Raw genomic sequence first — 20402 nt, 5'->3', positions numbered from 1 at the left:
GGCACCGCCGCGGCCGCGCTTCTTGCGCTTGCCGCCGGCGGGCGCGGTCGCCTGGTCCATGTGCACGATCACGCCGCGGCCGTTGCAGTGGACGCAGGTCTCGGAGAAGGACTCCAGCAGGCCCTGGCCGACCCGCTTGCGGGTCATCTGCACGAGGCCCAGCGAGGTCACCTCGGCGACCTGATGCTTCGTACGGTCCCGGCCCAGGCACTCCAGCAGACGCCGCAGGACGAGATCCCGGTTGGACTCCAGCACCATGTCGATGAAGTCGATGACGATGATGCCGCCGAGGTCGCGCAGCCTGAGCTGGCGGACGATCTCCTCGGCCGCCTCCAGGTTGTTCCTGGTGACGGTCTCCTCGAGGTTGCCGCCCTGACCGGTGAACTTGCCGGTGTTGACGTCGATGACGACCATCGCCTCGGTCCGGTCGATCACCAGCGAACCGCCGCTGGGCAGCCAGACCTTGCGGTCCAGCGCCTTGGCGAGCTGCTCGTCGATCCGGTACGTGGCGAAGACGTCGACCTCGCTGGTCCACCGCTGCAGACGGTCGGCCAGGTCGGGGGCGACGTGGGCGACGTATCCGTGGATGGTCCCCCATGCCTCGTCACCGCTGACGATGACCTTGGAGAAGTCCTCGTTGAAGATGTCGCGCACGACCCGGACGGTCATGTCCGGCTCGCCGTACAGCAGCGTCGGCGCGCTGCCGTTCTTCGACTTCTTCTGGATGCTCTCCCACTGCGCCTGCAGCCGCTCGACGTCCCGGCGCAGTTCGTCCTCGCTCGCGCCCTCGGCGGCGGTGCGCACGATGACGCCCGCGTCCTCGGGGACGATCTTCTTGAGGATCGTCTTCAGGCGGGCCCGCTCGGTGTCGGGCAGCTTGCGGCTGATGCCGGTCATGGAGCCCTCGGGCACGTAGACCAGGTAGCGGCCGGGCAGGGAGACCTGGCTGGTCAGGCGGGCGCCCTTGTGGCCGATCGGGTCCTTGGTGACCTGGACGAGCACGGACTGCCCGGACTTCAGCGCGGACTCGATGCGGCGCGGGCCATTGGCCATCCCGAGCGCCTCGAAGTTGACCTCACCCGCGTACAGGACGGCGTTCCTGCCCTTGCCGATGTCGATGAAGGCGGCCTCCATCGACGGCAGCACGTTCTGCACCTTGCCGAGGTAGACGTTGCCGACGTACGAGGTCGACTGCTCCTTGTTGACGTAGTGCTCGACGAGCACGCCGTCCTCCAGGACGCCGATCTGCGTGCGCTCACCGCTCTGGCGCACGACCATCACACGCTCGACGGCCTCGCGCCGGGCAAGGAACTCGGCCTCGGTGATGATCGGGACCCGGCGGCGGCCCTGCTCGCGCCCCTCGCGGCGGCGCTGCTTCTTGGCCTCGAGGCGGGTCGAGCCCTTGATGGACTGCACCTCGTCGGTGCCGTCACCGGCCCGCTCGTCCTTCTTGCGCGGCTCGCGGACCTTCACCACGGTGCGCTCGGGGTCGTCGGACGCCGGCTCGGTGTCGGCGGCGGTGTCACCGGCACGGCGGCGACGGCGACGGCGGCGACGGCTGCTGCTGGTGCCGGCCGGTTCACCGTCCTGCTCGTCCGTGTCCTCGGCGTCCTCCTCCAGCTGCTCGGCGGTGTCCTCGGCGTCCTGCGCGGCCTGCTCGGCGGCGAGTTCCTCGCTCTCCTCGCCTTCGGCGGCCTCGCCACGGCGACGGCGGCGGCCGCCGCGGCGGCGGCGACGGCGCGAACCCGTCTCCTCCGCCTCTTCGCTCTCCTCGCCCTCGGCCGACTCCTCCGGCTCCTCGGACTCCTCTAGCTCCTCAGCCTCTTCGGTGGTCTCGGGCATCACGGCCACGGGCTCCTCGTCGCCGGCGCGGCGACGACGGCGGCGGCGCTGGCCGGCCGGCTCCTCCTCGACGGTCTCCTCCTGCTCCGCGGCCTGGGCGGCAGCGGCAGCGGCGGCCCGCTCCGGGGTCTGGAACATCGGCTCGGTGAACACCGGCGCCTGGAAGACGGCCACGGCGGGCCGGGCCGGCCGCTGCACGGTCTCGGGCGTCTCCTCGGCCTCGGCCCGGGCGGGCTCCGAGAAGCCGCCGGCGGCCTTGCGGCCGACGCGACGACGGGCGCGGCGCGGGGCGGCCTCCTCGGCGGCCGGCTCCGGCTGCGACGGGGCGGCCGCCGGAGCCTCGGGGGCCTCGGGGGCCTCGGCGGCGGGACGTTCGGTCTCTTCTGCGGCGGTCACGGGCGCCTCCACGTGCGCTGCGGCGGTCTCCTCCGCGGGCGCCGACACCCGGCGGGTGACCCGGCGACGGGTGCGGCGGGGGGCGGCTTCCTCGGCGGCGGGCGCCTCGGTGACCGGAGCCTGGACGGCAGGCGTCTCGGCGGGCTCGGCCTCGGCCTCGCTCACCGGCGTCGCTGCGACCGGGGCGGCCGGCTGGGCCACGGAAGTCTCGATGGTCTCGGCGGGGGCGGGTGCCCCGGCGGGCGCGGACGCCCGGCGCGTGGCACGACGACGCGTACGACGCGGAGCGGCCTCCTCGGCCACCGGCTCCACCACCTCGGCCTCAGAGGCAACGGCAGCCGCGGGCTCCTCCGTGCCCTCCGCAGCCGCCGGCACCACGACCTCCACGGCCTCCGCGGCCCCGGGAGCCCCGGCGGGCGCGGACGCCCGGCGCGTGGCACGACGACGCGCAGGACGCGGAGCGGCCTCCTCGGCCACCGGCTCCACCACTTCCGCCTCAGAGGCAACGGCAGCCGCGGGCTCCTCCGTGCCCTCCGCAGCGGCCGGCACCACGACCTCCACGGCCTCCGCGGCCGCGGGAGCCCCGGCGGGCGCGGACGCCCGGCGCGTGGCACGACGACGCGTAGCACGCGGAGCGGCCTCCTCGGCCACCGGCTCCACCACCTCCGCCTCAGGCGCAACCGCAGCCGCGGAGACCGCTTCCGTCTCTTCGGTCTCGTCTGCCCCTGTTGCCTCGGCGGCCTCCGCGGCCGGTATGGCCGCTGCCGCCGCGGGCACGGACTCGGTCACCGTGACTTCGGGCGTCGTGGCCTCGAGGGTCGAGGTCTCGGCCGCGACCGTGGGCGGGCCTGCCGGGCGCGACGCGGCGCGACGTCGGCGACGCGGCGGCAGGGTGTCGCTGGGGGTGTTGTTCTCGGAGCCCTCGGTGGGCTCGATCGGTTCGAGCATGCGGGCGTTTCTCCCGTCAGGCTCCCGGGCGCCGCGCCTGGTCCGGCATCGCCGGTGACGTCCGCGGCTCGCGCGATGCGCGGTGCCGCCGTCCGGGGCGCGGGCGCCGCACGGGAGCTCTCTGTGTCCTGTCTCGTCGGTTCCGTACGCCATGTACGTACGGCCTGGCGAAAGTCTTCTGGTCGATGCGCTGCCCGACCCAGGTGGCTCCCGAGTACGAGGGCGGCATTACGACGTCCGTCCCTACGCGGAACCTTCCTTACTCCGGCGCCGTCGCGGCGGCAGTCGCGACGGCCGTGGCCGGCGCGGTCGCTGCTGCCTCGCGGTCGGGCGCGAGCGGGTCGGTCACCGTGCCGGTCTCTTCATCGAACAGCCCCTGCGCCAGCCTGGTCACCGCTGCGGGGACCGGCGGCGCCAGGTCGGCCACGGCGCGGAGACCGGACAGGACGTCGTCGGGTCGTACGGCAGGCGTCACGTGCCGAACAACCAGCCGCAGTATCGCACAGGGCTGGTCGGTCGGCCTATCGGCATGCGAACTGTGTGTGTCCGCACTCTTCAGGCTCACGACCGCGGCGCGGGTGTCGAAGGTGCGCACGCCGTTCTTGGTCATGCGCTGGACCTCGACGGTCCCGGCCGACGTGAAGGCCGCGATCGCTCGCTCGGCGTCCGCGGGCTCCACGCCGTCCAGGCGCAGCTCCCACACCGACGCCTCGAGCCGGTCGGCGAGCCCGGACGTACGGACCTCGACCGCCTCGACGACATCGAGCCCAGCGGGCAGCGACTCGTCGAGGAGCTCGCGCAGCTTGTCCGGGTCGCGCGCCTCGGTGAGCGCGATTTCCAGGTACTCCGCCTCACTGCCCGTGCCGGTGGGTGCGGCATTGGCGTACGACACCTTCGGATGCGGCGTGAACCCCGCCGAGTACGCCATCGGCACCTCGGCACGGCGCAGCGCACGCTCGAAGGCGCGCTGGAAGTCACGGTGGCTGGTGAACCGGAGGCGGCCGCGCTTGGTGTAGCGCAGTCGGATGCGCTGCACCGCGGGTGCGGGCGGCGGGCCTTCGGGCTGTCGCTTGCCCAGTGTCGTTCAGTCCTTCGTGAGAGCGGTCGTCCTGCTACCTAGAGTACGTGCCGCACGGCCGATGGGTTCCCGCCGGGGAGACTCCGTCGGCCTGCCGGAGTCACCGAAGTGCACGCGGCGGAGGTCTGCGCGGGCCTGCCGGGCGGTCTCGCGCACGAGGGCCGACGTCTGCCGGACGACCCTGCCCACACCGCGCGCGGCCTCGGCCGCGGGGCGCAGGACCGTGTCGCGGACGGCGTGCCCGACGGGCGTCAGCACCGTCCGGTACGCCCATCGCACCGGCTCCAGGAACATCCACCGGAAGAGGATGCCGAGGAACCGCCCCACGGCGAGCGAGATATGCCCGGCGACGCGCCACGCGTGACGGAAAGCGGCGCCGAGCTCACGCCCGACGACCATGAGGACGCGCCCGGCCGGGGCGAGGATCCACCGCCACACGGCCGACGCGGGCACCACGAGCAGCATGTTCAGCAGCCACAGCAGGCCGGCCCCGCAGACACCGGCCACCGTGCCGACGAGCCCCGCGATCCCGCGCGCCAGCCGGGCGGTCACGTGCCCGAGCGGCCTCAGGACATGCCGGTGCAGCCGACGGGCCGGTACGGCGACCGGATACCGCACGAGCCACGCCGCCACCGCACAGGCCCCTCCTCCGAGGGCGGCGAGGACGTACCCGATGCCCCTGAGCATCAGGGCGAGAGCGTGTCCCACGGGCGTCAGCACGCGCCCGTACACATGGCCGAGCCCGGCACCGATGCCGCGCAGCACCCGTGCCGCTGCCCGTCCGAGGGGTGTCAGCACGGTCCGGTACGCCCACCCGGCCGGGACGGCGACAAGGGTGCGCCCCAGCCATGCGAGCCCTGTCCCCAGCGGCACGAGGCCGTATCGCCACAGCATCGTCCACGGCCGGACGAACACCGCCCACGCCGCCCACAGCAGCGCCCGGCCCACCAGCCGCAGCACGGCGTCCCGCAGCACGCGTCCCCCGGCGACCAGCGCGTCCCACGTCATGCGCACCGGCACGACCAGGACGAGCACGACGATCCGCACCGGCAGCCGGATCGCGACGGCGAGACACCCTTCGACGGGCCGCGGCGACGGCGGCTTCTGCAAGTCCATGTCGCAAGAGACGCTCCCGTCGCTCGCATGGATGCGGAAACAGGTGGCAGCCCTGGTCATCGCGGCTCACGAGGCGCTCTTTGCTGCGGGCGAGGTGAAGGCCGGGGAGCGTGAGGGTACCCGCTCGGTCAGCACCGCTCTGATGGTGGCCGGGCGCCTGCCGCCACCCGGCCCGGTGCCGGACATGGGCGAGTACGGCCGGTTGCCGAGGCCGGCCACCAGCACCACGTCGGAGAAGGACCCGAAGGATACGAGCGCATGAACCCCGTACGGACCGCACCCGCCGACAAGGACGCCGAGGGCGGCTTCCAGCACGCCGAGAACCAGCACCGGTCCCCCGGGCGATCGTGATGGCGGGCGACAAGGAGGGGAGAGGGCCGAAGCGGCCGGAGGGTGCAGATCTGCTGCTGCGTCTGGACGTCGAGCTCGGCCGGATCGAGGAGCAGTTGCGCGCCCTGGCCGCCGCCAAGAGCCGGTTGCAGGGCCTGCTGGAAGCGGTGGTGGCCATCACCCGGGAGGTGGAGTTGCCGTCGGTGCTGCACCGCGTCGTGACCACCGGCATGGCCCTGGTCGGCGCCCGCTACGGGGCACTCGGGGTACTCGACGAGTCCGGCGAACACCTGGCGCAGTTCATCGCGGCCGGCTTGACCGAGCAGGAACGGGCGGCCCTGTCCGACGTCGGGTTTCCACGCGGCCTGGGTGTGCTCGGATACCTGATCAGCCATCCGGAGCCCCTGCGGGTCGAGGGCATCTCCTCCCACCCCGCCTCGGTCGGGTTCCCGCCCGGCCACCCGCGCCTGGGTACCCTGCTCGGCGTCGCCATCGCCGTCCGCGGCGAGATCTACGGCGACCTCTACCTGTCCGAGCGGCTCGACGGACAGCCCTTCGACATCCACGACGAGCAGATCCTCGTCGCCCTGGCCACCGCCGCCGGTATAGCGATCGACAACGTACGCCTCTTCGAACAGGTTCGTAACAGGTCCGAGCAATTCCAGCGGCTCTTGCTGCCGACCCTGCCCGACCTGCGGCCCTTCGACGCCGCGGCCATCTACCGGCCCGCGGCCGAGCCCAGCGCTCTGGGCGGGGACTGGTACGACGCCATCCCGCTGCCCGACGGTGCGGTGGCCGTCGTCATCGGCGACGTGGTCGGCCACGACCTGCATGCCGCGGCCGCCATGGCCTCGACCCGCAACATGCTGCGCGCCCTGCTGTTCGACCTGCGCAACCCTCCCAGCGCGGTCCTCACCCACCTCGACCACACTCTGCAGGCCATCACCGACAACCCCGTCACCACCACCACCCTGGCCCGCATCGAACCCGCAGGGACCGGCTGGAGGCTGTGCTGGAGCACCGCGGGCCATGTCCCCCCTCTGCTGATCACCGCGGACCGGCGAGCGGAATATCTGTTCGGCGAGCCCGGACTGCCGCTGAACGTCATCACCGGGCAGCCCCGCCCGGACCACAGTCGCCCCCTGCCCCCGGGTGCGACCGTGGTCTTCTTCACCGACGGGCTCATCGAACACCCCGGCCACCCCATCGACGAGAGCCTGGACCAACTTGCCGAACTCGCCGCCGCCCACTCGGCGCTGCCCCTGCAGGACTTCGTGCAGGCCCTGGCCGACCATCACCCCAGCGACGGACACGACGACATGGCCATCCTCGCCCTACGCGCCCCGCGCTGAACCGGCCGGCGGGCGCGGCGCAGCCGCACAGGCGCAGCCGCACAGGCGGAGCCGCACAGGCGCAGCCGCACAGGCGCAGCCGCACAGGCGCAGCCGCCAGGGACCGGCGGCGGCGTGGTGGAACCGGCGGGATCGACGGACGATGGACTACGGGTCCAGGCCGAGGAAAAGAGACCTTCCGATGACTGTCGCACGCCGTGACAGGCTCCGGAGCGGTGGCATGGCCGCCCTAGAGATCTGCGCCGTCGCCGCGCTCTATTACGTCTGCGGCAGGCTCGGGCTGCTCCAGCAGCTCGTGCGCGGCCAGGTGACACCGCTGTGGCCCCCGACCGGCATCGCCGTGGCCGGCCTTCTCCTGCTCGGCCCGCGTGTCTGGCCCGGGATCGCCCTCGGCGCGTTCCTGATCAACATCTGGCTCGGGCCGTCGATACCCGCCGTGCTCGCGATCGTGGCGGGCAACACACTCGCCCCCCTCTGCTCCTACGCGCTCCTTCGCTGCGCCGGGTTCCGCAACCAACTCAACCGCTTCCGGGACGCGCTCGCCCTGGTCTTCCTCGGCGCGTTCACCGGCACGCTCATCAGCGCGACGGTGGGCACCGGTACCCTGCACCTCGCTCGGGCGCTGCCCGCGGGGTTCTGGCAGACCTGGTGGATCTGGTGGACCGGTGACGCGATGGGTGTCCTGGTGGTCACGCCTGTGCTGCTCGTTCTTCGCTCGGCGCGCTGGCCGAAGGACGCCCCACGAACCCGATGGGTGGAAGGATCGCTGCTGGTGGCGGCCACCATCGGTGTCGGGATCCTGGAGAACGCGCCCGTGCCGCTGATCTTCCTTGCCTTCCCGCTGCTGACATGGGCGGCCTTCCGCTTCCAGCGCGCCGGAGCCACGCCCTGCGCGCTGGCCGTGTCCACCTTCGCGATCCTCGCCGCCACCCGCAGAACAGGCCCGTTCGCCGGTCACTCCCTGCTCACCGACATGGTGGCGCTCCAGGCGTTCAACGGTGCCGCCGCACTGACCGCGCTGCTGCTCGCCACGGCCATCACGGAGCGGAACGAGACCCAGGAGAAGATCGAGCATGCCTGCCGGCGGCTCGCCGGGATGGCGGCGAGGGCCGCACCGGACACCGGCGGCCCACCGACGTTCAGCGACGACGGCCAGGGCAGTCAGGGAAGGCAGGGCGGCCAGGGCGGCCAGGAGAAGAACGGCGGGCGGGCCGGACCCACCTGAGGAACGCGGCCGACGGGGCCTCTCGGCGTGGACTCCGTCCGCCGCAGATTTGCGCGCCCCCTCGGCCGCACGGTCGCCGATCCCGGGGTCGGCACCTCTATGGACCGCACGCCCCGGGGGATGAGGCCACTACCCCGCGGCATGAACACGGAGTGACCGCCCCCCGGCCATCCGACGAGCGGGGGTGAACGCTCAGGGTAGCCCAAGATCCACGTACGGTGATCGGCGTCGTGCGTTGCGTTCGCGTTCGCGCGCAGGTTACCGCCGGTGCCAATGATCCGGAGCGAGCGGGACGTTCGCGACAGCGACGGCCCCGCGATCACTGCCCGCTGACGCGTTCGCATCGGGGAGACCGCTCCATGTCGCGCACACGCTCTGTCGCCACGACGGCCACTCTGCATCGTCGGACCCTGCTCGCCGCCGGGGCGGCGTCCCTCACCACGGGCGTCGGACTCGCCCTGCGGCCCGAGGAGAGCCGGGCCGCCGGCGACCCGGCCCAGGGGGAGGCGCCCGTCGCCCACTCCCGGCAGGCGCCGGCCGCACCCCTCGCCCCGTACACGAAGGGCACCACGCTCGCCACGGTCGCAGCGGCCCGTAACAGCTCCGGCTACCGCCGCCTCGGCGACGGCCCCGGCTGGAGCCGGGTCGTACGCAGCGAACTGGCCAAGCCCAAGGCCGGGCGTGCCGGGCGCCGTACCGCGCTCGCCGCGTTCGTGCAGCTCACCGACCTGCATGTGATGGACAGCCAGCACCCGCTGCGCACGGAGTTCCTGCAAGCTGCCTCGCCGCACTCCTGGCGCCCGCAGGAGGCGCTCACCGTGCAGGGCGCAATCTCCCTGGTCGAGCGGGTCAACGCGCTGCGTGGCGCGCCGGTCACCGGCAGGCCCCTGGAGTTCGCCATCACCACCGGCGACAACACCGACAACAACTCCCGCATCGAGCTGGACTGGTACCTGAAGGTACTCAGCGGCGGCCGCATCATCCCCGACTCGGGCGACCCGCGTCACTACGAGGGCGCCATGAGCAGCGGCCTGAGCCTGTTCTGGCAGCCCGACTCCACCGTCCGCGACCAGTACAAGCAGCGCGGCTTCCCTCACCTGGAGAGCTTCCTGCAGGCCGCGACCCGGGAGGTGCGCAGCCCCGGCCTGAACCTCCCCTGGTACTCCACCGTCGGCAACCACGACTCCATCCTGGTCGGCTGCTTCGGACACGGGGACTCCTATCTCACCGAGTTCGCCACCGGCGACCGCAAGCTGTTCACCGTGACCGCCGCCGAGGCCCGCAAGCTGCAGCAGAGCATCAACGACGGCTCCGACCCCAAGGGCCTGGGCCTGCGCGACCTGCTGAAATCCCACACCCGCGCGATGCGCCGGGTCACCCCGGACGAGCGGCGCGCCCTGTTCACGCCCGCCGAGTACGTCAAGGCCCACCTCGACCCGACGCACACCGGCCCGGGCCCGGTCGGCCACGGCTACACGCAGGCCAACCTCGCGGAGGGCACCCAGTACTACTCCTTCCGCGTCTCCGACCACGTCGTCGGCATCAGCCTCGACACCACCGACCCGCAGGGCAACTTCAGCGGCTCGATCGGCGCGGCCCAGATGGCCTGGCTGGAGCGCACGCTGAACGCGCACAAGGACGAGTACGCCATCGTCTTCAGCCACTACACCAGCACCTCGATGCCCACCCCGCGCCCCGACCCGGCCCGCCCGCACGAGAAGCGCTACAACGGCGACGAACTGCTCGCCCTGCTCGGCCGGCACCGCAACGTCGTCGCCTGGGTCAACGGCCATGTGCACCGCAACACCATCACCCCGCACACCGGCAGCGGCGGCCACTCCTTCTGGGAGATATCCACCGCCTCCCACGTCGACTTCCCCCAACTCGCCCGTGTCATCGAGCTGGTGGACAACAAGGACGGCACGCTCTCCCTGTACACCACCCTGATCGAGTCCGCCGCCCCGCACCGCACGGACTTCACCGACCTGTCTCAGACCGGCCTCGCCGCCCTCTACCGCGAACTCTCATTCAACGCCCACGAAGGCTCCCTCACCCTCCAGGGCGACCCCCGCGACCGCAACACGGAACTACTGCTGAAGAAGGGCTGAGGTCCGCCGTTCGCCGGGGTAACCGTCCCAGTGGACGTAGACGCCGACATGCCCGTGGTCGGTGGGCTGGCGCAGAAGCCCGCGAGTGGGCCAGCCCACCGACCCGGCCACCACCGCGCGGCCGCCGAGGAGCGGTCCGAGCGGGCGCCGGGCCGAGCGGGTGCTGATCTTTGCAGTAACAGCGCTTCCCTGTCGCCCGGCGCATCGCCCGGTTGCCCGCGAGCCGCATTTCGTCGGTAGCCCCTTATGCGCAGCGGGTGTCCTCGTAGGGCCGCTCCCCGGTCGCCAGGAAGCGGGAGACGGTGCGGTCGCCGCAGGCGTTCCCGTTGGCGAGGTAGGAACCGTGGCCGGTGGAGTCCACAGTCACCATGACGGCGCGGGCACCGAGAGCGTCGCGGAGCTTCCGGGCGCCGCTCAGGGGAGTGGCGACATCGCGTTCGTTCTGCACCAGCAGGACGTTGGACGGTCCGTGGGACGTGATGCGCACCGGTGTGTGCTCGGGCGGGTACGGCCAGGCGGCGCAGACCATGGCGTTCCGGGGCATACCCGCCGTCAGCGGATACTCCTCGCGGCTCTCGGTGACCCCTCTGCGGTACTCGGCCGCCGACCTGGGCCACGCGACGTCGTTGCAGATGGTCGCGGCGGCGACCGCGGTGACGTTCTGCTGCAGCGGCTCCGGGGGCGCCGCGGGCGCCGGCGGCACGGTGCCGTGCAGTGCCGCCCGCATCAGTCTCGCCAGGGTGGGGAAGCGGCTGGGTGCGTAGAGGCTGTCCAGCATGGTCTGGCGCAGCACATTCCCGTTCAGCTCCTCGGGGTTGGCGCCGGGCCACGGTATCGGTGCCCGGTCGAGGCGCGCGGCGAGGCGCAGGAACAGGGGCCGTACTTCGGCCGCCGTCCTGGCCACGCGGTCCGGGTTGCCGGGCGCCGAGGCCCACGTGGCGAACCGGGGGAAGGTGTCCTCGACCCCGGCCTCGTACGCCGCGAGCCAGCCCCGGGAGCCCCGGTCGGGGGCGTCGTTGCTGTCGAGCACGATGCGGTCGGTGCGGTGGGGGAACAACTGGCTGTAGACGGCGCCGACATACGTACCGTACGAGACGCCCCATGCCGAGAGTCTCCGCTCGCCGAGCGCGGCCCGGATGCGGTCGACGTCGCGGGCCTCGTCGACCGTGTCCATGTGCCGGATCAGCGCACCGCCGTTGCGGGCGCAGGCGGCGGCCGTCCGCCGGGCGGTGGCCATGTTCAGGGCGATGGAGCCGTCCGGGGCGGGCCAGGGCCGCAGCTTGGAGACGGCAAGGTCACCGTGGTCGAGGCCGCAGCTCACGGAGGTGGAGGGCGCCAGGCCCCGGGGGGCGAAGCCGATCAGGTCGTAGGTGTCCCGTACGGCTTGCGGTAACTTCTGCCCCTTCCCCGAGGGGTCGTCGAGGCTGGAACCGCCGGGCCCGCCGGGGATCAGGAGCAGCGCCCCCCGGCGGGTGGCGGGCTTCTCGCTCGGTATGCGGGACATGACCACGTCGATCTTCCGCCCGCCCGGGTCGGCGTAGTCCATCGGCACCTCGACCGACGCGCACTCCTGACGCGGATCGAGACCGCTGCCCGCGCAGCGGGTCCAGTGCAGGGAGGAGGCCGGGGCGGCAGCCGCCGCGGATGCGGGTACGGTGGCGGCGAAGGGGGCGGCAATGCCCAGGACTACGGCGGAGACGGCCGTCCAGGCGGCCCTTGTGCGAGTGGTCTGTTTCATGCCCACGAGCCTCGCGGATCGCGCCCGCCCTTCCCATCCGGCCAACATCCCTGTTCCCACGGGGGTTTCCCCCACCTCCCGGCGTGCACCGCGCCACGCCGGTGACCGTCCGCGGAACAGACCGGCACGTACGGCGGACGCGGCAACGGCAACAGCAACAGCAAGGCAACGGCACAAGCCGCCGGGCCCCCTCACCGTCAAGGAAGGGGCTCGGAAGCACACCGCGGTCACGGAGGTGTGCTCCTGCTGCCAGGGGCAGGCGCGCGTAAGGGCGGGCCACAACACACCTCCGCCAGGACAGGCGGCGCGCCGCGGCGACGATCAGGGCCTCGCCGCGGCGGTCGAGTCACTCGTCTGCGCCGTCGGGGGCGACGGCGAGCAGCCGTCCGCCGAGGCTGGGACCTGACACAGGTGCGGTGCGCCGCCTGTTCGGGAGCCGGCCGGGCAGAGGGGCCGGGGCTCGGCAGGCGCGCGCTGCCGAAGAAAGGAAAAGGTACCTCCCTATGTCACGCCACGCCGCAAAGGCGCCGGGGGCTACCTGGTTGGCCAGGTGGGCGGCAGCTCTTCTGTGCCTCGCGGTGGCCGCCATCCATGTCGTGGACCAAGGCGGCATCACGGCAACAAGGGGCCCCCACTACATCGGCGTCGCCTACCACGTTCTCGAGATCGCGGCCGTGGTCGCCGCCGTGCTGCTCCTGCTCGACCTCGTCCGACCGGGAAGTCTGCTGGCAGTCGGGGTCGCCGTCGGCCCCCTGCTCGGCTACATCCTCTCCAGGGGTCCGGGACTGCCCGACTACCGCGAGGACGTCGGCAATTGGACGGAAACGCTCGGGCTGGTCAGCCTGGCCGTCGAAGGAGCCCTGCTCCTGCTGTCGGTGCCGCTCTTCGTGAGGAGCCTGCGCCGCAGAACGCCGTGACACCGTGTCATTCACGGTCGTCGAAGCGCCTCCGGGGTGCTACCGGGCGTCCGTCAGCAGGTCCTGCTCGGTCCAGATGATCTTGCCGGTGGGGGTGTAGCGCGTTCCCCAGTGGTGGGTCATCTGGGCGATGATGTACAGGCCCCGGCCTCCCTCGTCATCGTTCGCCGCGTGCCGGAGGTTGGGCGTGGTGTGGCCGGTGTCGGACACTTCGCAGGTCAGCGTGCGGTCGCGGATCAGGCGTACCTGGATCGGGCCGCCGACGTAGCGGATGGCGTTGGTGACCAGTTCGCTGACGATGAGCTCGCTGGCGAACGTCAGTTCGTCCAGCCCCCAGTCGCGGAGCTGCTTGCTGACGGCGGTGCGGATGGTGGCGACCGCCGCCGGATCCGGGGGCAGCTCCCACTGGGTGAACTGGTTCCGGTCGAGCAGGCGTGTGCGGGCCACGAGAAGCGTCGCGTCCTCGTCCACCGGCCCGGGCAGCATGGTGGTCACCGTCCGGTCGCACAGTTCCTCCAGGGGCGTCCGGTGGTCGGCGAGGGCCTCGGACAGCCGCGCGAGCCCGGCGGCACGGCCGTCGGCCGCCTGGAGAAGGCCGCCCGTGAAAAGGGCGACGAGACTACCCGGCGGAAGCTTCAGCTCCGTGCTCTCGTAGGGCGGGCCACCGATTCCCAGGGGCGGACCGGGGGGAAGCTCCGGATAGTCGACGACGCCCGTGTGCGGTTCGACGACCGCGAGCACCGACTCCCCGGCCCGTGCCAGGCTGCACTTTCCCGAGGCGGGGTCGTACACGGCGTACAGGCAGGTCACGCCCAGCGCCCCGTGGGGCTGAGGCTGCCGGCGGCCCGGGCCCTGGCCGGCCTCGCTCTCGTGCGCGGTCTGCTCGACCAGGTCGTCGAGACGGGAGAGCAGCTCGTCCGGGACCAGGTCCAGCCGGGCCAGGACCTGCACACCCGTGCGCAGGCGCCCCATCGTGGCGGCGGCCCGCAGACCCCCGCCGAGCACATCCCCGACGACCAGGCCGACCCGGGTGCCCGACAACGGAATGACGTCGAACCAGTCACCACCCACCCCGGATCCGGTGTCGGCGGGCATGTAGCGGCTCGCCGAGTCGACGGCGGTGTGCGGCGGCAGGTGGCGGGGAAGCATGTTCCGCTGGAGTTTCAGGGCCACGGTGTGGCCACGGGTGACCACCGGCATCAGCAGCAAGCCGATCAGCAGGGCACCCAGGCCCACGACCGTGACCCCTCCGGTCGGTCCGATCAGCGGCAGGTCGACGCTGGTGGCGCCGTACTTGGGGGCTGCGTAGACGATCGCGGCGTAGAGGAACAGGACGAGCATGATCAGCCCGCCCAGCCCTGGCAGCACGCCTTTGAATACGAGGTCCTTGGTGCTGCGGGTGAGGATTTTGCGGTGGTACCAGAGGCAGGCGAACCCGGTCAGCCCGTAGTGGAACGTGATCGCGAGGCCGATGGAGTCGATCGAGTCGGCCAGTACGTTCCCGCTGAAGGAGGTCAGCAGGACCAGGAAGGCGATCGAGACCACTCCCATGCCGACGGTCGACCAGGTCGGCGTGAGGAACCTGCGGTGCACCCGGGCGAACTGGGCGGGGACGGCCTTGTGGACCGCCATTGAGAAGACGGTCCGGGCCAAGGGCAGGATGGTGGTCTGGGTGGAGGCCAGCGCCGAGGTCAGGACCATCAGGATGAGCAGTCTCGACAGGACGAGCCCTGGGCCGTGGGTCCCGAAGACGGTCTGGCCCAGTCCCGAGAAGACATCGGACGAGTTGCCGGTGTTGCCCAGCCCCACACCCTTCGAGCCCACTCCGGCGAAGGCCTGCGCCGAAGTCGACACCAGCGCGTACATGACCAGGAGCAGCACGGTGGACAGCACCGCGGCGCGCCCGGGGATGCGGGTGCTCTCGACGGTTTCCTCGTTGATCGCGACGGCGGTGTCCCAGCCCCAGTAGATGAAGACCCCCGCCAGGACGCCCGACGTCAGGGCCTTCGCCGAGGTCACCTCGAGGGGATTGAACCAGGAGGCGGAGACATGGATCGCCGTCGGCGGAGCGTTGGTGTAGACCCTGACCAGCGCCGCGACGGCGAAGACGACCAGCATGCCCACTTCGAGGCACAGCAGCCAGCGCTGGACGGCGGCCGAGAACTCGATGCCGACGTAGCAGACCGTGGTCATCGTGGCGATCCAAACGATGCCCGCCACGGTGGTCCACAGCCGGTCCTTGGCCAGCCCGTCCAGGCCCACCAATCGAAAGCTGTAGGCTCCGGCGATCTCGGCGAGGCTCGCCATGACGATGACGTTGGCGACGATGATGCCCCAGCCGCCCATCCAGCCGGTGCGCGGGCCGAAGGCGCGGGTCGCCCAGGTGAAGGTGGTTCCGCAGTCGGCGTTGCTCGCGTTGAGCTCCCGGAAGGCGTACGCGATCATCAGCATCGGGACGACCGACAGCATGATGACGATCGGGGCCTGGAGGCCGACCGCCGCCACGATGAGCCCCAGTGTTGCGGCGAGACTGTAGGCCGGGGCGGTGGACGCCAGCCCGATGACCACCGAGGAGAACATCCCCAGGGCGTCGTTCTTGAGTCCCTTCCGGCCGGCGCCCGTCCCGGGAGCGGGGCGGCCGGCGGACTCAGCGCCGCCAAAGTGCCTCACACACTCGATTGCACCGCCGGGCCACTCCGCTCCGCAACAGCGCAGGTGCCGCGGCAACGGGCGCGGAAGCCGCAGGAAGGCGGCTGTTCGCGGTTGGTCACGGGTCATGCGGGCGGCAGAGGCTGCTCCGTCCAGACGGTCTTGCCGTCGTGGGTGTAGCGGGTGCCCCATCGCTCGGTGAGCTGCGCGACCAGGAAGAGCCCGCGTCCGCCCTCGTCCGTGCTGAGGGCCCGCCGGAGGTGGGGGGAGGTGTGGCTCGTGTCGGACACCTCACAGATGAGGCACTGTGTACGGATGAGGCGCAGGGTGACGGGGCCGGCCGCGTACCGGTAGGCGTTGGTGACCAGCTCGCTGGCCACCAGCTCGGTGGTGAAGGCCACTTCCGCCAACCCCCATTCGGTCAGTTTCGCCGTGGTCAGCTCCCGGGCGCGGGCAGCGGCCGTCGCTTCCAGGGGCAACTGCCATGAGGCGACATTCTGTGGGGGAAGCACCTGGGTACGGGCGATGAGCAGCGCGATGTCGTCGGTGGGGAGGTGGTCCCCCCTGGGCAGCAGCGCCTCGACCACGCCGCGGCAGGTGCGGTCCAGAGGATCGGCGGAGTGGGCGAGACATTGGTGCAGGCTCGCCAGCGCCGCGTCGATGTCGCCGTTGCGCGCCTCCAGAAGGCCGTCGGTGAAGAGCGTGAGCAGGCTGCCCTCGGGGAGTTCGACGTCGTACGTTTCGAACGGCAGCCCACCCAGGCCGAGCGGTGGACCCGCGGGCAGGTCGAGCACGGTCACCCGGCCGTCCGGGGTGGACACCAACGGTGCCAGGTGGCCGGCGCGTGCCAGAGAGCAGCGCTGGGAGACCGGATCGTAGACCGCGTAGACGCACGTGGCCCCGAGCACCTGCTCGTCCCCGGACAGGTTGCCGCCCGCGTTCGCCTCCACCTCGGTGGCCAGCAGACTGACCAGATCGTCCAGCCGGGCCACCACTTCGTCGGGTTCCAGGTCAAGGCTGGCCAGGGTGCGCACGGCGGCACGCAGGCGGCCCATCGAGGCCGCGGCGTGGATCCCGTGGCCGACCACGTCCCCCACGACGAGGGCGACCCGGGCACCCGACAGCGGGATCACGTCGAACCAGTCACCGCCGATGCCGAGCTCACCACTCGCCGGCAGGTACCGGCAGGCCACCTCCACGGCCGGCAGGTCCGACACCGCGCTCGGCAGCAGACTGCGCTGCAGAGTCAGAGCGGCGCTCTGCTGCTGGGTGAAACGGCGCGCGTTGTCGATGCAGACGGCCGCACGCGAGGAGAACTCCTGGGCCACCGCGGCGTCGTCGTCCTCGAAAGGCTCCGAGTAGCGCGCTCGCCACAGGCTCACCACGCCCAGAATCAGGCCGCGCGCCACCAGGGGCACCACGATCAGCGAATGAACGCCGAGACCCAGGGCGATCTCCTTCCGCCGCTGGTCCATGGCATGCCACTCGGGGCGCAGGGACAGCAGCCGTTCGAGAATCGGGCGGCGCTCGGCCAGGCACCGCGCCTGCGGAGATTCCGGAAGGAGCGGGACCACCTCGCCCTCCTGGTACGGGACCCGGGAATCCGGAGGCGAGAGCGCTACTCTCAGCAGCGGAACAGCTATACCGGGCCGCGGTTCGTCACCGACCGTCACCGGCTGGAGAAGGTCCACCGAGCAGTAGTCGGCCAGGCCGTCGACCGCCACCTCGGCCAGTTCCCGGGCGGTCTGTCTAACGTCCAGCGAGGTTCCGATCCGGGCGCTCGCCTCGTTCAGCAGGGTGAGCCTCCGTTGGGCCCGGTAGCGCTCGGTCACGTCCTCGATCGTCTCGGCCACACCGAGAACCCGGCCCGAGGAGTCCTCCATCCGGAACGCCGAGACGGACACCATCCGTTCCCGGCCGGGATCCAGACGTGACCGGGCGGACTGCTCCGCGAAGATCAACGGCTCGCCGGTCTCCAGCACGTGGCGTACCCGCTCCTCGGCCGGGCCTGCGTCCTCGGGCACCAGGAATTCGCGGGGGCGATGGCCGACCGGCGCCTCGGCCGGGTAGCCGCTTGCCTTGGCGACCGCGCGGTTGATCCGAAGCACCCTCCTGTCGGGGCTGTGGACGACCAGACCGATCGGGGACCGCTGGTACAGGCCGTCCAGCAGCGCACGGTCCCGCTGCCAGGCCATGACCTCCGCGACCGGAGCACCCACCAGAAACCACTCCCGGCCGTCCTGCTCACGGGCGATCGCGCGGGCCCGGAAGCCCATCTCCACACGCCGTCCGTCGCGGTGCCGGATGGGCAGGGCACCGAACCAGCCGCCCTTGCTCATGGCGTCCGCGGCGGCGGCCCGCACGACAGGCAGGTCACGGGCGTCGACCAGGAGGTCTTGCCACGCCCGTCCGATCACGTCCTTGGCCGTATAGCCCAGCAGCTCCTGTGCACGCGCGCTCCAGCCGACCACCGTGCCGTCGTCGTCGAGCACAGCCGATGCGGCACGCCCGAGGGCGAACGGGTCCTCGGGACTCTCGCTGAACAGCGTCGACGGCGTACCCATAAGCCACCACCCTGCCTCCGTAACTCCGATCTTCCCCGCCCCGGTCCCCGTCCGCGACTCCCCCGTTCCATTCGGGACCGCCGGCCGGGGCTGCTCCGTCGCCGCCGGCGGCAGGGGCCGCGTTCCGGACCGTCAGAGGCAGCAGGGCGTCGTCAGCCGGCCAGGTCTGCCGCCAGGCCGCGGATACGGTGTTCGATCTCGTCCCGGATCGGGCGGACCGCCTCGACTCCCTGCCTGGCAGGATCGTCGACTTGCCAGTCCAGGTACCTCTTGCCGGGGAATACGGGACAGGTGTCGCCGCATCCCATGGTGATCACCACATCCGATGCCTGCACGGCCTCGACGGTCAGTACCTTCGGCGTCTCGGCGGCGATGTCGATGCCGACCTCTTGCATCGCCTCCACCACAGCCGGGTTGACGGCGTCGGCCGGAGCGGAGCCGGCAGAACGGACCTCGACGCGGTCTCCGGCGAGGTGGGTGAGGAACGCGGCGGCCATCTGGGAGCGACCGGCGTTGTGGACGCAGACGAACAGTGCCGACGGACGTGGAGCGGGAGTGCTCATGGGCGAGGTCTTCCTGAGGAGGGTGGTTCAGCGAGCATTGGAGCCGACCGCCCCAGGCACCGTACCCCGCCCGCCGTGCCGTGTGCGCACCCGGATTCAGGAGTTCCGGGCCACGACCTTGCCTCCCGGGACGGCGTTCCCGCGCTCCTGCATGTGGGCGTAGCACATGAGACCGAGGAGGACCGAGAGAAGTACGGCGGATGAGCCCACCGTGCCGAGGTCCAGACCGCCCTTGGCGCTGGGCTTGGTGAGGAAGTCACCCGCGGTGGCACCGAGCGGACGGGTGAGCACGAAAGCGATCCAGAACAGCAGGACGTTGGGAACGACCGGTACCCGCATGAGGAGGAGGAGCACCGCCAGCAGTGCCGAGACCACGAGTGCGCCGCCCAGGTAGCCGAGCCCGGAACTGTCGGACAGAAAGTCCCCCATGGACGTGCCGAGGGTGTTGGAGACGAGGATCGCCGACCAGAAGAGGGCCTCACCGCGAAAGGTCGTGATGTCCCGGATGACGAACGTCATCCCGGTGAACTTCCAGACGGCGAAGATCACGATCAGGATCGAGATCAGGATCGCGGCGCCGGCCGGGTAGCCCAGTCCCAGGCCCTGCGGGCCCCAGCCCAGCGAGGTGGCCCCGTTGGAGAGGTACTTCTCGCTGGCGTCCCGGTTCATGAAATCGGACATCGTGGTGCCCGCCATGCTGGTGGACAGGATGACGGTCCAGTAGAAGAGCGGGTTGTACCGCTTGGAGTTGAGCTGGACGACGAGCGTGACCACGAAGAGCAGGAACAGCGCGATCGTGGTCAGGAAGTAGCCCAGTTTGAGCGTCTGGGAGAAGAGATCACCGGCTGTCTCGCCGAGGGTCGTCGCAGCGATCTTCATGATCCAGAAGGCCAGGGTGACCTCCGGCAGCTTCTTCATGACGTACTTGTCGGTGCTGGCGACATCCAGGTCGGTAAGCACTTCCGGCTCTTCCATGTTCCTGACTCCCGATCGGTCGGTACCGCGACGCCCACCCTCTCGGCCCGGAACATCGCGCGGAACAGGCGGATTTCGGAGAGCCGCAGGCATGCCACGTCCCTTTGCGCCGGCGAGGCGGGTCCGCCTGCCCTCTGGTCCTCTCATACGGCCAACGACGCCGGCCCGTTCGGCACGTACGTCGACGCAGGGACACTCTTTGCCTTCAGCGTCTTGCAGGGCGACCGGCCGGGTGGGTTGCGACACGGTGCCGGACCGGCTCAACCACTCACTGGAGTGACGTCGAACGGCCGAGGTTGAGCGCACGAGATGCCAGAGGGCTCCTGCCCGACGGGTTGGGTGCGGCGTCGTACACAAGAGCCCCCTCCCGACCAGGAAGGGGGCTCAAGGGCCGCGCAGGCGTGCATAGGCCCGGAACGGGCCCTCAGACCGCCTCGAAGACGATCTGCAAGGCGCCGGCAGGGCCCGGCAGCGGCGTCCGGGACACCACCGACGGCACCGGCGGGCGAGGATGCGCGGCACCGGCCGCAGCCGGCCCGGAGGCCACCTCCTCCGTGCTCACCCCCGCCAGAGCCTCAATCACACGATCGAGTGCCTCACT

At 71.5% G+C, this 20402-nt stretch carries 14 protein-coding genes; 5 read left to right on the top strand and 9 right to left on the bottom strand.

Annotated elements, in window-relative coordinates; genetic code table 11:
- From LZ604_RS15465 to LZ604_RS15455, 3 genes are all read right to left on the bottom strand, one after another.
- A partial coding sequence (locus LZ604_RS15465) for an Rne/Rng family ribonuclease (protein WP_234515670.1) occupies window positions 1-3186 on the bottom strand: 3186 nt, incomplete at its 3' end.
- A gap of 259 nt (window positions 3187-3445) precedes the next feature.
- The gene (locus LZ604_RS15460; protein WP_234515669.1) at window positions 3446-4222 is read right to left on the bottom strand and encodes a TIGR03936 family radical SAM-associated protein; all 777 of its coding nucleotides are present in this window, start codon (window positions 4220-4222) and stop codon (window positions 3446-3448) included.
- 48 nt (window positions 4223-4270) lie between these two features.
- Complete coding sequence (locus LZ604_RS15455; RefSeq protein WP_234515668.1) at window positions 4271-5380, bottom strand: hypothetical protein; 1110 nt, start codon at window positions 5378-5380, stop codon at window positions 4271-4273.
- A 43-nt stretch (window positions 5381-5423) separates the two neighbouring features.
- On the opposite strand from LZ604_RS15455, the gene LZ604_RS15450 reads away from it, so the two are divergent.
- The 4 genes from LZ604_RS15450 (at window position 5424) to LZ604_RS15435 (ending at window position 10395) form a co-directional block, all read left to right on the top strand.
- A complete protein-coding gene (locus LZ604_RS15450) occupies window positions 5424-5642 on the top strand; it encodes a hypothetical protein (RefSeq protein ID WP_234515667.1) in 219 nt (72 codons plus the stop codon).
- A gap of 88 nt (window positions 5643-5730) precedes the next feature.
- Complete coding sequence (locus LZ604_RS15445) at window positions 5731-7062, top strand: PP2C family protein-serine/threonine phosphatase (protein WP_234515666.1); 1332 nt, start codon at window positions 5731-5733, stop codon at window positions 7060-7062.
- A gap of 220 nt (window positions 7063-7282) precedes the next feature.
- A complete protein-coding gene (locus LZ604_RS15440; RefSeq protein ID WP_234515665.1) occupies window positions 7283-8287 on the top strand; it encodes an MASE1 domain-containing protein in 1005 nt (334 codons plus the stop codon).
- Between the two features lie 359 nt (window positions 8288-8646).
- The gene (locus tag LZ604_RS15435; RefSeq protein ID WP_234515664.1) at window positions 8647-10395 is read left to right on the top strand and encodes a TIGR03767 family metallophosphoesterase; all 1749 of its coding nucleotides are present in this window, start codon (window positions 8647-8649) and stop codon (window positions 10393-10395) included.
- A gap of 244 nt (window positions 10396-10639) precedes the next feature.
- On the opposite strand, the gene LZ604_RS15430 is transcribed toward LZ604_RS15435, so the two are convergent.
- On the bottom strand, window positions 10640-12133 hold the full coding sequence (locus LZ604_RS15430; protein ID WP_234515663.1) for an alpha/beta hydrolase: 1494 nt from the start codon (window positions 12131-12133) through the stop codon (window positions 10640-10642).
- 503 nt (window positions 12134-12636) lie between these two features.
- Between LZ604_RS15430 and LZ604_RS15425 the strand changes: the two genes are divergently transcribed.
- A complete protein-coding gene (locus LZ604_RS15425; protein WP_234515662.1) occupies window positions 12637-13050 on the top strand; it encodes a hypothetical protein in 414 nt (137 codons plus the stop codon).
- Window positions 13051-13089: 39 nt separating this feature from the next.
- On the opposite strand, the gene LZ604_RS15420 is transcribed toward LZ604_RS15425, so the two are convergent.
- The 5 genes from LZ604_RS15420 to LZ604_RS15400 form a co-directional block, all read right to left on the bottom strand.
- Entirely contained in the window at window positions 13090-15720 is a 2631-nt protein-coding gene (locus LZ604_RS15420) for an amino acid permease (RefSeq protein WP_372482143.1), read from the bottom strand.
- 104 nt (window positions 15721-15824) lie between these two features.
- The gene (locus tag LZ604_RS15415) at window positions 15825-18263 is read right to left on the bottom strand and encodes a SpoIIE family protein phosphatase (protein WP_234515661.1); all 2439 of its coding nucleotides are present in this window, start codon (window positions 18261-18263) and stop codon (window positions 15825-15827) included.
- Between the two features lie 152 nt (window positions 18264-18415).
- Complete coding sequence (locus LZ604_RS15410) at window positions 18416-18826, bottom strand: arsenate reductase ArsC (protein ID WP_234515660.1); 411 nt, start codon at window positions 18824-18826, stop codon at window positions 18416-18418.
- A 96-nt stretch (window positions 18827-18922) separates the two neighbouring features.
- Entirely contained in the window at window positions 18923-19801 is an 879-nt protein-coding gene (locus LZ604_RS15405; RefSeq protein WP_234515659.1) for a COG4705 family protein, read from the bottom strand.
- 424 nt (window positions 19802-20225) lie between these two features.
- Window positions 20226-20384, bottom strand: a complete 159-nt coding sequence (locus LZ604_RS15400) for a hypothetical protein (protein ID WP_234515658.1) — start codon at window positions 20382-20384, stop codon at window positions 20226-20228.
- Window positions 20385-20402 lie beyond the last annotated feature (18 nt).

The sequence above is a fragment of the Streptomyces glomeratus genome (assembly GCF_021462825.1).
Lineage (GTDB): Bacteria > Actinomycetota > Actinomycetes > Streptomycetales > Streptomycetaceae > Streptomyces > Streptomyces glomeratus.
The sequence above is the reverse complement of the archived record's forward strand: the minus strand, read 5'-3'. Positions and strand labels throughout refer to the sequence as shown.